The organism is Bradyrhizobium sp. 41S5, from assembly GCF_011516665.3.
Lineage (GTDB): Bacteria > Pseudomonadota > Alphaproteobacteria > Rhizobiales > Xanthobacteraceae > Bradyrhizobium > Bradyrhizobium quebecense.
Genome location: NZ_CP083721.1, coordinates 570,545 through 584,535, shown reverse-complemented (window position 1 = coordinate 584,535; position 13,991 = coordinate 570,545). Strand labels below are relative to the sequence as shown.

The following is a 13,991-nucleotide window of genomic DNA, read 5'->3' as shown; positions in this document are numbered from 1 at the left end:
AGACAAGAACCTAGAGCCCCGTTCCGATTCCATCGGAACGGGAAAGGCTCTAGTCGCCATGCGACGGCGGCGAGACGGTCAACGGCGCATGGTCATGCTTGCCGAAATCCAGTTTCGACAGCGCGATGATGGCCTCGGTCCGGCTGCGCACGCCGAGCTTCCGCAGGATCTCCGAGACGTGCACCTTCACGGTGGTGACCGAGATATCGAGCTGATAGGCGATGTGCTTGTTCTGCAGGCCGCGGCAGATCATGTCGAGCACGCGAAGCTGCTGCGCGGTGAACTGGCCGAGCTGCTGCACCAGTTGCCTGGTGTCGGCCTGGCCCGTCCGTGCGGCAGCCGAATCGCGGAAACGCGTCGGCAGGCACACCTCGCCTTCGAGAATGCCGCGCAGCAGGCGCGCCAGTTCGACCTTCGGCGTCGACTTCGGAATGAATCCGGAAATGCCGAGCGCGATCGCGCTGCCGATGATCCGGGAATCGTCATGCGCCGACACGATCACGAGCGCGCTACGCGGCGCCGCGGCCCGCACCCGGTAGGCGCCGAGCAGGCCGGTGGTTCCCGGCATCGACAGATCGAGCAGGATCAGATCGAGGCCGTCGCGCGCGCCGATCACGTCGAGCGCGCCATCGATCGAGGTCGCCTGCAGTACCTCGGCGTCGGGAAACTCGGCCCCGATCACGCCGATCAGGGCGGCACGGAACAGCGGGTGGTCCTCGACGATCAGCAGTCGAGGCGCACCCGCCTTATCGAGCGGCGGCTCGTCCGCCAGGGGCGCGGTCGTGGTCAATGCTGCGCCGTCCTCCCTCGGATCGCTGATGACAGCCATTGTTCGGACGACGTTATCTCAAAGCCGGGCGGCAGCCTATAGGTAGCACCCCGGATGGTTTCGCCTTGCAGCGCAGCAAACCTAGGGCGCCTTCTCTGCCTTCGTGCCCGAGCTGGCTTCAAGGACGGGAAGCGGAATCTTGCCGAGCTCGATGATCGCCTTGTTGCGGCTAAACAGCTTCAGCTTGCGCAGGATCTCGGTGACATGCGCCTTCACGGTGGATTCCGCGAGCTTGAGCTCGGCGGCGATTTCGCGGTTCTGCAGGCCGCGGATGATCAGGTGAAGTACGCGAATTTGCTGCGGCGTCAGCTTCTGGATCCTCTCGCGCAGCGTCCGCGCCGTCTCGGACTGTTCCAGCGCGCCGACCGCGACGAAATCCCGCGGCGCCGAGACCGATCCGCTCAGCACGCGCGCGATCGCCTGCGAGAGCTCGCTGAGCGAGGTCGATTTCGGCAGATAGCCGACCGCACCCATTTCCAGCGCCTCGCGGATGGTGTGCTTGTCCTCCTCGCTCGAGACGATGGCGATCGGCAGCCGCGGATAGCGATCCCTGATCTTCTGAAAGCCGGAGAAGCCGACCACGTCGGGCAGCAGCAGATCGAGCAGCGCGAGGTCGATATTCGGCTCGCTGGCCAGGATGCCAAGGGCCCCCTTGATCGAGGTGGCCTCATAGATCCGGGCATCGGGATGCGAGATGCGGATGGCGTTGCCAAGCGCCTCCCCAAACAGGGGGTGATCGTCGATGATCAGGAACCCCATCATGCGGACCCTCGCACTGCTCGAGCCGTTTCCGTTCCGATTGAATCGGAACGGGGCACTCGATTCATGTTCTGATGCGCCTTCTTCACGCGAACCGGTATCCACTTCGCTTGAAAACGCTACTATTGCCGATCGTAGCGGCTAGTTCGATCCGCCGGTATCCTGCACACTCTGCAGATAGGCATATACGTTTCTGAGCTCGTCGTCGCTGAAGACGTCCTTCCAGGCCGGCATGCCCTTGGCTGGCCGCCCGTCATGGACCGTCTTCCAGAAGGTCGATTCCATGTCATCAGCATAGCGCTTCTTGAGCAACCTGAGATCGATCTTACGTTCGGCCTGCACCGCATCCGGACCGTGACAATGGGCGCAGGTGCCGTTGAACACCTCCCGCCCCGCCGTGGCGTCGCCTTTGGCATCCCCGGCGGTTGCGGCGGTCTGGACCGGTTTCTCGGCCGAAGCCGCCTGCCCGACCGTGACGGGTTCGCTGGCTCCGGCGGACGACGTCGTCGCCCGGTCTGCCTCGCCGAACTTCACTGGAGCGCCGTTCGGCACGCCATATTTGGCAAACAGGGCGGCAATCTCCGGCTGCAGCGACGGCAGCACGGCGTCGACCTCATCGCGCAGCGCGCCGGATGCCTTGGCGAAGCCGATCGCGGTCGCCCAGAGCAGGCCATCGCCCTCGGTCGAGACGATCTGGTACTTGTCGCCGTAGCTGGTCTTGTTGAGCCACCCCGCCACCGGCGCCCAGATGAAGGCGATGTCGACTTTGCCCTGTTCTAGGGCCGCCATGCCCTCCTCCGGGCTGAGCACGGTGACCTTCTGGATGTCGTCACGCAGCGCCAGCAGATTTTGCGGCGTCGATTGATATTGCACCGCAACCCGCAATCCCCTGAGGTCGTCGATGCCGGCCAGTTTGCGATCCCTGGCGCCGACCAGCGCATAGCCTTCATGGGCGATCGGCTTCGAGAAGATCACCGCCGGCCCCATGAAATCGTCGACCAGCGGCAGGCCGACCATGGCGTCGCACTGCTTGCTGAGCAGCGTCTCCCGCACGGTGCGCTTGCCGAAATAGGACTTGTACCAGTTGGTACTCACCGTGCGGCCGAGCTTCTGCGCCACCGCCTGGCCGATCTCGAGATAGAGGCCGGGCTTGCCCGGGTCGTCGCTTGAGAACGGCAGGTTGGTCGGGTCGGCGCAGAGCCGCAGCGGCGGTTTTGTCTCGTCGGCGCCGGCCGCCAGGGCCGGCACCATAAGCAGGGCGGAGAGCAGCACGGTCCGGATTGCATGTTCCAACCGCGTGTTGCGCGAGGGGGTGCGCAGTTCGTTTCGGGCGATGCAAGATACGGACAATGCTGCCTCCTTGACGAACGTTTACTGCAGGGCGAACACGAACAGCGAGCCGCCTTCGGGCGCCGCGGCGACCATCTTCTTGCCGATGTCACCGAGGAAGGCGGGCAGCGCGGCGGTACGTCCGACCACGATCGCGACATACTGCTTGCCGTCGACCGAATAAGTCACCGGACCGGCGCCGATGCCGCTGCCGAGGTTCTTGCTCCACAGCACCTTGCCGTTCTTGGCGTCGATGGCGCGGAAGTCGCCGTGCAGATTGCCTGAAAACACCAGGTTGCCGCCGGTCGTCAGCGTGCCACCGTTGAAGGGCAGGTCTTCCTTGATGCTCCACACCTTCTTGTTGGCGATCGGATCCCAGGCCACGAGTTCACCGAGGAAGCCGCCGGGACCGGGCTTGGTGGGGAATTCGGCGCCGAGATAGAACACGCCGCGCTTGTAGTTCACGTCGCTGACCGACCAGTCCATGCACACATTGTTGCTCGGAATGTAGACGAGGCCGGTCTGCGGGTTGAACGACATCGGCTGCCAGTTCTTGCCGCCGATGAGGTTCGGGCAGATGTCCTTGGCGGGATGGCCGGGGCCGGGACGCTTGTCCGGATCCTCTTCGGCCCGCATCGTGTTGATGTCCCACTTCTTGGCCCAATTGGCGAAGACGTATTTCTCGGCCGAGATCATCTTGCCGGTCTCGCGGTTGGCCACGAAGAAGAAGCCGTTGCGGTCCGCCTTCATCAGGACGGGCGTCTCTGAGCCCTTGATCTTGAGGTCGGCGAGCAGGAGCTCGTTGACGCCGTCATAATCCCACGCGTCAGCCGGCGTGCCCTGGATGTGCCACTTGATCTTTCCGGTGTTGGGATCGATCGCCAGCGTCGAGGCCGTGTAGAGGTTGGTCAGCTTGCCGAAATTGCCGTCGCCGGTGGAGCGCACGCCGGTATTCCACGGTCCCGGATTGCTGGTACCCCAGTAGACCGTGTCGGACTTGGCATCGTAGGACCCGACCAGCCAGGCGGCGCCGCCGCCATGCAGGCCGGTGTCGCCCTTCCAGGTGTCGCTGCCGGGTTCGCCGGGCGCCGGCACCGTGAATGTCTGCCAGAGCAGCTTGCCATCCTTGAGCGAGAAGGCCTGCAACGAGCCGCGGACGCCGTATTCGCCGCCGCCGAAGCCGGTGATCACCTTGTCGCGGACGATGAGCGGCGGCGAGGTGATGACCGAGCCCTGCTTGTAGTCCACGACGGTCGAGGTCCAGAGCTCCTTACCGCTCTCGGCATCGAGCGCGGTCAGCTTGCCATCGAGCCGGCCGACGAAGATCTTGCCGTCGGCATAGGACACGCCGCGATTATTGACGTCGCAGCAGGCGTATTGCAGCACGTCATCCGGAATATCGGGCTGCCAGGTCCATTTGCGCGCGCCGGTCGCGGCATCGACTGCATAGACGTATTTCGGCCCCCACGACGTCGACACATACAGCGTCTTGCCGATCACCAGCGGCGAAGACTCGTTGGAGCGCAGCGAGGCCAGCGACAGCGAATAGACCAGCTGCAGCTTGCCGGCGTTCTCGGAATTGATCTGCTTCAGCGGGCTGAAGCGCGTGTTGCCGTAATCGTGGCCGGCGATCGCCCATCCGTTCGGATCGGACACCGCCTTTGCGACGGAATCATTCGCTTTCGACGCAGTAATACCTGCCATCACCATGGCAACCAGCGACACGCCGGCAAAGAAAATCCCGCTCCTCAGCTTCATTGGCTTCCTCCAATATGGTTTCGTTGCCGCGATGGATGCATCGCGCGCGCGGATCGATACCCAATTTCGTGAACCAGCGATCTTCTGTCGCTGCGTCGGCGATGAAAATGACAGCAACGCTATTGCGTCGTTATAGGCGGAAGGTAGTAGCGATCTTGGTGGCGACTTTCGGCGCGCCGTAGCACCATCCGCGTGCCGAAAACCGCTTGCACTGCGGCGTGATTTCATCGCGCCGGAGCGTGCTCCCGGCAGCTTGCAAATTGCTCATTGAACGGCCGCCTGCTAGGATCGAAAGTACAGCCCGGCGCCTTCACGACAGGGCCGCACCTACGACTTTGATCGCGGTTACGTCCCATATGAAGCGTGGTCTACTGGGCCCATAACGAAGCTATTGGGAGAAACGCGTGTCTACAGTCAAACTGACGGTAAACGGCAGGGCGGTTTCGGTCGACGTCGAGGACCGAACCCTCCTCGTGCATCTCTTGCGCGAAAACCTCAACCTCACCGGCACCCATGTCGGCTGCGATACCAGCCAGTGCGGCGCCTGCGTCGTCCATGTCGATGGACGGGCGGTCAAATCCTGCACCATGCTGGCCGGCCAGGCGGCGGGCTCCAACGTCACCACCATCGAAGGCCTCGCCAAGGGCGACGAGCTGCACCCGATGCAGGCGGCGTTCCGCGACAATCACGGCCTGCAGTGCGGCTATTGCACCCCCGGCATGATCATGTCCGCGGTCGATATCGTGCATCGCCATGGTGGCAAGCTCGACGAGGAAACCGTTCGCCACGAGCTCGAAGGCAACATCTGCCGCTGCACCGGCTACCACAACATCGTCAAGGCGGTGCTCGATGCAGCCGGCCGCATGAAGGTCGCGCAGGCCGCCGAATAGCCGGCTCACGCAGTACACACGATCAAGCTCATCACCGCCGGTCTCGATGGAAACGGCGGCAAATCGAATCTCCGTCGGGAGGACTAGACTATGGGTGTTGAAGGAATTGGCGCACGCGTCGTGCGCAAGGAAGATCGCCGGTTCATTACCGGCCAGGGACGTTACGTCGACGACGTCAAAATGGTGGGCATGAGCTACGCTCACTTCATCCGCAGTCCGCATGCGCATGCCAAGGTCAAGGGCATCAACTCCGCCGAGGCCATGAAGATGCCGGGCGTGATCGCGGTGCTGACCGGACAGCAGATCGTCGACGACAAGGTCGGCAATCTGATCTGCGGCTGGGCCATCACCTCGAAGGACGGTTCGCCGATGAAAATGGGCGCGTGGCCGGCGATGGCGCCGGAGACCGTGCGCTTCGTCGGACAGGCGGTCGCGGTCGTGATCGCCGAGACCAAGAACCAGGCCAAGGACGCGGCGGAAGCCGTCGTCGTCGACTATGAAGAGCTTCCCGCGGTGGCCGACGTCAGGGCCGCGATCAAGTCGGGCGCGCCGCAACTGCATCCCGAGGCCCCCGGCAACATCGTCTATGACTGGCACATCGGCGACGAAGCCGCGGTCGGCGACGCCTTCAGCAAGGCCGCCAACGTGGTGACGCTCGAGCTCACCAACAACCGCCTGGTGCCGAACGCGATGGAGCCGCGCGCGGCGATCGCGCATTACGACCAGGCCGAAGAGCACTACACGCTCTATACGACCTCGCAGAACCCGCACGTCGCCCGCCTCGTGCTGTCGGCGTTCTACAACATCGCGCCCGAGCACAAGCTGCGCGTGATCGCACCCGACGTCGGCGGCGGCTTCGGCTCCAAGATCTACATCTATCCGGAAGAGATGGTGGCGCTGTGGGCCTCGAAGAAGGTCAATCGCCCGGTGAAGTGGACCGGTGACCGTTCCGAGGCCTTCCTCACCGACGCACATGGCCGCGACCATGTCTCGAAAGCGGAGATGGCGTTCGACAAGGACAACAAGATCCTTGGCCTGCGGGTGAAGACCCACGCCAATTTCGGCGCCTATATGTCGCTATTCTCCTCGGCGGTCCCGACTTATCTCTACGCGACGCTGCTGTCGGGCCAGTATGTGATCCCGGCGATCTATGCCGAGGTGATCGGCGTCTACACCAACACCACGCCGGTCGACGCCTATCGCGGCGCGGGCCGTCCCGAGGCGAGCTATCTGCTCGAGCGGATGATGGAGACGGCGGCGCGGCAGCTGAAGGTCGACCCGACCGAGCTGCGCAAGAAGAACTTCATCAACCAGTTCCCGTATCAGACGCCTGTGATCATGGCGTATGATGTCGGCGACTTCCACGCCTCGATCGATGCCGCGATGAAGGCGATCGACTATGCCGGCTTCCCGGCCCGCAAGGCCAAGGCGAAAGCCAGTGGCAAGCTGCGCGGCATCGGCGTCTCCTGCTACATCGAGGCCTGCGGCATCGCACCGTCGAAGGCGGTCGGCAGCTTGGGGGCCGGCGTCGGCCTGTGGGAATCGGCCGAGATTCGCGTCAATCCGGTCGGCACCATCGAGGTGCTCACCGGCTCGCACAGCCATGGCCAGGGTCACGAAACGACGTTCTGCCAGATCATCGCCGAGCGGCTCGGCGTGCCGATCAGCCAGGTCTCGATCGTCCACGGCGACACCGACAAGGTGCAGTTCGGCATGGGCACCTACGGCTCGCGCTCGATCGCGGTCGGCGGTGCGGCGATCGTGAAGGCGATGGAGAAGGTGGAAGCCAAGGCCAAGAAGATCGCGGCGCACGCGCTCGAGGCGTCCGAGAGCGACATCGTGATCGAGAACGGCGAGTTCAAGGTCACCGGCACCGACAAGGCGATCGCGCTGCCGATGGTCGCGCTCGCCGCCTACACCGCGCACAACCTGCCTGATGGCATGGAGCCCGGCCTGAAGGAGACGGCGTTCTACGACCCGACCAACTTCACCTTCCCGGCCGGTGCCTACATCTGCGAGCTCGAGGTCGATCCGGGCACCGGCAAGACCACCTTCGTCGACTTCGTGGCAGCGGACGATTTCGGCCGGCTGATCAACCCGATGATTGTCGAGGGCCAGGTCCATGGCGGCCTTGCGCAGGGCATCGGCCAGGCGCTGCTTGAGGGCGCGGTCTATGACGACACCGGTCAGCTGATGACCGCGTCCTTCATGGACTACACAATGCCGCGCGCCGACGACCTGCCGTCGTTCCAGCTCTCCCACACCACGACGCTGTGTCCGGGCAACCCGCTCGGCGTCAAGGGCTGCGGCGAAGCCGGCGCGATCGGCGCCTCTGCTGCCGTGATCAACGCGATCACGGACGCCATCGGCAACAACAAGCTGGAAATGCCGGCGACGCCCGATCGTGTCTGGCACGCCATTCACGGTTGAGGGAGGATACGATGTACGAGACCACTTATCACCGCGCGTCCTCGATCGACGATGCCGTGGCGCAGTTCGCCAAGGGCACGGACTCCAGGTTCCTGTCCGGCGGACAGACCTTGCTCCCCGTGATGAAGCAGCGCCTTGCTGCGCCATCCGATGTGATCGACGTCGCCAAGATCAAGGACATGATCGGCATCGACGTGTCCGGCGACACCGTCACCATCAAGGCCGCGACCACGCATTACGACGTGGCGCAAAGCGACGCCGTGCAGAAGGCAATCCCGGCACTTGCCAATCTGGCGTCTATGATCGGCGATCCCGCCGTGCGTTATCGCGGCACGATCGGCGGCTCGCTCGCCAACAACGATCCGGCGGCGGACTATCCGGCAGCGGTGCTGGCGCTCGGCGCGACGATCAAGACCAACAAGCGCTCGATCGCGCCGGAGGATTTCTTCAAGGGCCTGTTCACGACGGCGCTCGAGGATGGCGAGATGATCACCGCTGTCGTGTTCCCGATCCCGGCCAAGGCAGGCTATGCCAAGATGCGGCATCCGGCCTCGCGCTTTGCGCTGACCGGGGTATTCGTCGCAAAGACCAAGGCCGGTGACGTCCGCGTGGCGGCAACCGGCGCGTCGCAAAGCGGCGTCATGCGGGTGGCGCCGATCGAGCAGGCGCTGAAGGCGAACTGGGCGGCCTCGGCGCTCGACAGCGTGACGATCCCGGCAAGCGGCCTGCTCGCCGACATCCATGGCTCGTCCGATTACCGCGCCAATTTGGTGAAGGTGATGGGACAGCGGGCGGTGGCAGCCGCCGGCTGATAGCGCCTAAACACAAGTCGAGCGGCGGCGCGCAGCGATGCGCGCCGTTCGCGTTTTACCGGCGCTTCGGGGCAAAAGACGCTTGCCTCATCGCGCGTTCGGCGAGACAATTTAGCTAATCAGCTAATTAAAAATACCGTCTCACGGACGGCTGGGAGAACGCATGACAGTCGGCACCAAGCCAGCCGCAAGCACCTCAGCCGCTTAACGCCCCACAACGAACGGATAACAACGTGCTCGATAAACCTGCCTCCCAAACCGCCGCTCGCACCTCGGGCCCGCTCGCCGGCTTCCGTATCGTCGAATTCGCCGGGATCGGCCCCGGCCCGTTCGCCTGCATGCTGCTCGCCGACATGGGCGCCGAGGTCATCACCCTCGATCGGGTCGGCGCGGGCAAGAATTTGAAGGCGGTGGCAACCCGCGGCCGCAAGGTCATCGAGCTCGACCTCAAGAACAAGGCGGCGATCGCCGAAGTGCTCGACCTGCTCAGCCATGCCGATGCGCTGATCGAAGGCTTCCGCCCCGGCGTGATGGAGCGTCTCGGTCTCGGCCCCGACGTCGTGCTCGCGCGCAATCCCAGGCTGGTCTACGGCCGCATGACCGGATGGGGCCAGGAAGGCCCACTGGCGAACGCCGCCGGCCACGACATCAACTACATCTCGATCACCGGCGCACTCGCTGCGATCGGCACCAAGGAGAAGCCGGTGCCGCCGCTCAATCTGGTCGGCGATTTCGGCGGCGGCGCGCTCTATCTCGTGGTCGGCGTGCTCGCAGCGCTGCTGGAAGCGCAGAAGTCCGGCAAGGGCCAAGTGGTCGACACCGCGATGTGCGACGGCGCGGCCTCGCTGATGTCGATGTTCTACGACATGCGCGCACAGGGCCGCTGGAGCGGCGGCCGCGACCAAAACTTCCTGGACGGCGGCGCACATTTCTACGGCGTCTACGAATGCTCCTGCGGCAACTTCATCTCGATCGGCTCGATCGAACCGCAGTTCTATGCGCTGCTGCGCAAGCATGCCGACCTGACCGATGCCGATTTCGACGCCCAGATGGATCGCAAGGCCTGGCCGGCGCTGAAGGAGAAGCTGACCAAGGTGTTCAAGAGCAAGTCGCGCGCGGACTGGTGCAAGATCATGGAAGGCACCGACATCTGCTTCGCGCCGATCCTCACGATGGAGGAAGCACCTGCCCATCCGCACATGGCAGCACGCCAGGTATTCGTGGAGCGCCACGGCGTCACCCAGCCCGCCCCCGCGCCGCGCTTCTCGCGTACGCCCTCCGCGATCCGCGAGCCGGAGCTGGCAAGCATTGGCGACGTGACGAACGCGTGGAAGGCAGGAAAATAGCCTCGCTGTCGTCCCGGACAAGCGAGCGTAGCGAGCGCGATCCGGGACCCATAACCCCGAAACGTGGTTATGACGCACGATCGCTCCGCGGGACTGCCATCCGGCATACTCGATCAATTCCGCGGTGTGGGTCCCGGCGTTCGCCGGGACGACACCTGTTGGCTGTGCGCTAGCGTGGTACGCTACGCCGCGTGATCGACCTTCAGCACGCCGCGGCGGATCTGGTCTTCCTCGATCGATTCGAACAGCGCCTTGAAGTTGCCTTCGCCGAAACCGTCGTCGCCCTTGCGCTGGATGAATTCGAAGAAGATCGGCCCGATCGCATTGGCCGAGAAGATCTGCAGCAGGACTTTGGTCTGGCCGCCGGCGACCACGCCCTCGCCGTCGATCAGGATGCCGTTGGTCTTTAGCCGCGCGACGTCCTCGCCATGTTTCGGCAGGCGGGCGTCGATCCGCTCGAAATAGGTGTCGGGCGGCGACGGCATGAAAGGCAGGCCGTCCGCGCGCAGCGTCTCCACGGTGCGGTAGATGTCACGTGCGCCGCAGGCGATGTGCTGGATGCCCTCGCCATGATAGGTGTTGAGATATTCCTCGATCTGCCCGGAATCGCCGGCATCCTCGTTGATCGGGATCCGGATCTTGCCGTCCGGGCTGGTCAGCGCGCGGGAGAACAAGCCGGACGCGCGGCCTTCGATGTCGAAGAAGCGGATCTGGCGGAAGTTGAACAGCTTTGTATAGAAGCCGGTCCAGACATCCATGCGGCCGCGATGGACGTTGTGGGTGAGGTGATCGATGTAATACAGGCCCGAGCCTGCAGGGCGTGGGTTCACCGCGCCGAGCCATTCGAACTCGGCATCATAGGCTGAACCCTTGGCGCCGTAGCGGTCGACGAAATACAGCAGGCTGCCGCCGATGCCCTTGATCGCGGGCACATCGAGCGTCTTCTCCGCGGACGACACATCCGCCGGCTCCGCGCCGAGCGCGATCGCGCGCTCATAGGCGAGCTTCGCATCGACCACGCGGAACGCCATCGACGGCGCACAGGGGCCGTGCGCGGCGACGAAGTTGAAGCCGTGAGTGCCCGGCTCTTCGTTGACGAGATAGTTGATGTCGCCCTGGCGATAGACCGTGATGGTCTTGGTCTTGTGGCGGGCGATCGCGACAAAGCCCATCAGCTTGAACAGGGCATGCAACTCGCCGGGATTGGGGTGGGCATATTCGACGAACTCGAAGCCGTCGGTGCCCATCGGGTTCTCGGTGCTGATTTCGGCCGGTGGCGCGTCGTGCGGAAACGGTCCCATGGCGGCAACTCCCTGATTTATCTAGGATCAGTTTCCGTCACCTGCTGCGCAACGTGCGTGCAAAATGGCCTCTGATTTGCTATGATCGCGCACGATCCGTGCATGAAATGGACCATCCGCGCATGCCCGACGTCGATGCCTTCGACCTCAAAATGCTCGCCGCGTTGCAGGACGACGGCCGGCTGACCAACCAGCAGCTCGCCGACCTGGTCGGGCTCTCCGCCTCCCAATGCTCGCGGCGGCGGATGCGGCTGGAGGAGGAGAAGGTGATTTCCGGCTACCATGCCGACCTCGCCGGCGAGGCGCTCGGCTTCGGCCTGATTGCCTTCATCCACATCACGCTCGCGACCCACTCGCCCGATAACGCCAAGCGGTTTCGCGAGCTGGTCAACCGCGTCGACGACATCCAGGAAGCCTATGCGCTGACTGGCGATGCCGATTACGTGCTGAAGGTGATGCTGCGCGATCTGAAGAGCCTGTCCGACATCGTCAACAACGTGCTGATGCCGCATCAGAGCGTGGCGCATGTGCGCTCCTCGATCGTGCTCGATCGCCTGAAGGAGAGCACCAAGCTGCCGCTGAAAGCGCTGCAAATCTGACCCGGCGCAAATCGAGGGAAATACGTCATTCGCTTTCCCGGCCCGATTTGCGATCATTCCTCCAACACCCCCCACGAGAGGCGACTATGGCGCTGCAGCTGCGACCGAACTGCGAGTATTGCGACAAGGACCTGCCACCGAGCGCGCTGGAGGCGCGAATCTGTTCGTACGAATGCACGTTCTGTGCGGATTGCGCGGAGAACAAGCTCGGCAATGTCTGCCCGAACTGCGGCGGCGGTTTTGCGCCGCGGCCGATCCGCCCGGCCAAGCCGTGGCGGGCGGGTGTCTGCACCGCGAACCAGCCGCCGTCGGACAAGCGGGTGCATCTGAAATACAGCCTCGAGGACTGCGCGGCGAATACGGCGCGGCTGAGGGATGTCAGGCCGGAGGAGCGGTAAGGCTTGCACAGCTGTGGGGCACCTTCCCCTTGACAGGGGAAGGTGGGATAGGGGTCGGCCGCAGGCACTGGCGCTCGTTGAGAGACCAGATCCCCACCCGGTTTGCTGTGCAAACCGACCTCCCCTTTTCAAGGGGAGTGAAACAGCGCGACGCAACCGGCGGCTACTCCGCCGCGACGATCGTGCCTTCGACCTCGCCAAAGCCGACACGATAGCCGTCGCCCTGGCACCAGCCGCGCATGACCAGCGAATCGCCGTTTTCCAGGAACGAGCGCGTCACGCCGCTGCCAAGCTCCACCGGCTCGGTGCCGTTCCAGCTGATTTCCAGGAGGCTGCCGCGCTGATGCTTTTCGGGGCCGGAGATCGTGCCGCTGCCGAGGAGGTCGCCGACATTCATCGCGCAGCCGCTGGAAGCATGGTGCACGAGCTGCTGCACCGACGACCAGTACATGTATTTGAAGTTGGTGCTGCAGATCGTCTTCGCTTCGTTCATCGCTCCAGCGCGCAGCGCGACGTCGAGCTGCAAGTCGTAGTTGTTCGGCTGCGCCTGCTTGAGATAAGCGAGCGGCTCCGGCTGCTGCGCCGGGCCCTGCATGCGGAACGGCTCGAGCGCCTCGCGCGTCACCACCCACGGGCTGATCGAGGTCGCGAACGCTTTGGCCTGGAACGGGCCGAGCGGCACATACTCCCATTGCTGGATGTCGCGCGCGCTCCAGTCGTTGAGGATGACGAAGCCGAAGATCATCTCTTCAGCCTGCTTCTCGGTGAGCATCTCGCCCATCGGCGAGGCCTGCCCCACCACCACGCCCATCTCGAGCTCGAAGTCGAGCCGCTTGCAGGGGCCGAAGCTCGGCACCTCGGCGGTAGGCGGCTTCAGCTGGCCACGCGGCCGCCGCACCTTGGTGCCACTCACCACCACCGTCGAGGCGCGGCCGTTGTAGCCGATCGGCATGTGCAGCCAGTTCGGCTGCAGCGCATTGTCCTTGCCGCGGAACATGACGCCGACATTGGTGGCGTGCTCCTTCGACGAATAGAAATCGGTATAGCCCGAGACGGCGAAAGGCATATGTAGTTTGGCGCGTGACATCGGCACCAACGTCAGCTTGCGCAATTCATCGTTATCGCGCAGTTCAGGATTATCGTGCCGCAACAGTTCGCTAATCCTTGCACGTGTCTTCGTCCAAACCTTCGGACCCAAACGCATGAATGGATTCAGGCCTGGGGCTGCGAAGATACCGGGTTCGCCAACATCCAACCGTCCGTCTTGCTCAAGCTCCCAAAGGTCAAGAATGAAATCACCAATGGCGACGCCGATACGTGGCGCCAGTCCGTTGGACGAGAACACGCCGTACGGCAGGTTCTGGATCGGGAAGTCCGAGGTGGGCGCGACGTCGATGAAGGAGCGGAGCTTTGGATCGTTGGGGTGGGGCATGGTGGTTCCGATGTGCAATCTGGTGCAACAGCTGATCTTCTTGACCCTCCCCTGGAGGGGGAGGGTCGACGCGAATGAAATGAGCGGCGGGGTGGGGTGACGGTCTAT

12 protein-coding genes are annotated in these 13,991 nt (G+C 63.9%); 6 read left to right on the top strand and 6 right to left on the bottom strand.

What is annotated here, in order from left to right; genetic code table 11:
* Positions 1-49: 49 nt before the first annotated feature.
* The 4 genes from HAP47_RS02820 to HAP47_RS02805 form a co-directional block, all read right to left on the bottom strand.
* Positions 50-829, bottom strand: coding sequence for a LuxR C-terminal-related transcriptional regulator (locus HAP47_RS02820; RefSeq protein WP_231168723.1), 780 nt, complete (start codon positions 827-829; stop codon positions 50-52).
* Positions 830-910: 81 nt separating this feature from the next.
* On the bottom strand, positions 911-1,591 hold the full coding sequence (locus HAP47_RS02815; RefSeq protein ID WP_173639529.1) for a response regulator: 681 nt from the start codon (positions 1,589-1,591) through the stop codon (positions 911-913).
* Between the two features lie 138 nt (positions 1,592-1,729).
* Entirely contained in the window at positions 1,730-2,938 is a 1,209-nt protein-coding gene (locus tag HAP47_RS02810; protein ID WP_173639530.1) for a c-type cytochrome, read from the bottom strand.
* 21 nt (positions 2,939-2,959) lie between these two features.
* Positions 2,960-4,675: a PQQ-dependent dehydrogenase, methanol/ethanol family gene (locus tag HAP47_RS02805; protein WP_231168722.1), complete on the bottom strand. Its 1,716-nt coding sequence runs from the start codon at positions 4,673-4,675 to the stop codon at positions 2,960-2,962.
* Between the two features lie 404 nt (positions 4,676-5,079).
* On the opposite strand from HAP47_RS02805, the gene HAP47_RS02800 reads away from it, so the two are divergent.
* The 4 genes from HAP47_RS02800 (at position 5,080) to HAP47_RS02785 (ending at position 10,153) form a co-directional block, all read left to right on the top strand.
* A complete protein-coding gene (locus HAP47_RS02800) occupies positions 5,080-5,565 on the top strand; it encodes a (2Fe-2S)-binding protein (RefSeq protein ID WP_097675807.1) in 486 nt (161 codons plus the stop codon).
* A gap of 90 nt (positions 5,566-5,655) precedes the next feature.
* On the top strand, positions 5,656-7,995 hold the full coding sequence (locus HAP47_RS02795; protein WP_176396242.1) for a xanthine dehydrogenase family protein molybdopterin-binding subunit: 2,340 nt from the start codon (positions 5,656-5,658) through the stop codon (positions 7,993-7,995).
* 11 nt (positions 7,996-8,006) lie between these two features.
* Positions 8,007-8,807, top strand: a complete 801-nt coding sequence (locus HAP47_RS02790; RefSeq protein ID WP_173639531.1) for an FAD binding domain-containing protein — start codon at positions 8,007-8,009, stop codon at positions 8,805-8,807.
* Between the two features lie 233 nt (positions 8,808-9,040).
* On the top strand, positions 9,041-10,153 hold the full coding sequence (locus tag HAP47_RS02785; RefSeq protein WP_173639532.1) for a CaiB/BaiF CoA transferase family protein: 1,113 nt from the start codon (positions 9,041-9,043) through the stop codon (positions 10,151-10,153).
* A 182-nt stretch (positions 10,154-10,335) separates the two neighbouring features.
* Here the strand turns inward: HAP47_RS02785 and hppD are convergent, their stop codons facing one another.
* Positions 10,336-11,454, bottom strand: coding sequence for a 4-hydroxyphenylpyruvate dioxygenase (gene hppD, locus HAP47_RS02780; protein WP_173639533.1), 1,119 nt, complete (start codon positions 11,452-11,454; stop codon positions 10,336-10,338).
* Between the two features lie 122 nt (positions 11,455-11,576).
* Between hppD and HAP47_RS02775 the strand changes: the two genes are divergently transcribed.
* On the top strand, positions 11,577-12,053 hold the full coding sequence (locus tag HAP47_RS02775; protein ID WP_173639534.1) for an Lrp/AsnC family transcriptional regulator: 477 nt from the start codon (positions 11,577-11,579) through the stop codon (positions 12,051-12,053).
* 86 nt (positions 12,054-12,139) lie between these two features.
* Positions 12,140-12,451 (top strand): DUF1272 domain-containing protein, encoded by a 312-nt coding sequence (locus tag HAP47_RS02770; RefSeq protein WP_173639535.1) that lies wholly within the window; start codon positions 12,140-12,142, stop codon positions 12,449-12,451.
* Between the two features lie 163 nt (positions 12,452-12,614).
* Here the strand turns inward: HAP47_RS02770 and fahA are convergent, their stop codons facing one another.
* Positions 12,615-13,883 (bottom strand): fumarylacetoacetase, encoded by a 1,269-nt coding sequence (fahA, locus tag HAP47_RS02765; protein WP_173639536.1) that lies wholly within the window; start codon positions 13,881-13,883, stop codon positions 12,615-12,617.
* Between the last annotated feature and the right edge of the window lie 108 nt (positions 13,884-13,991).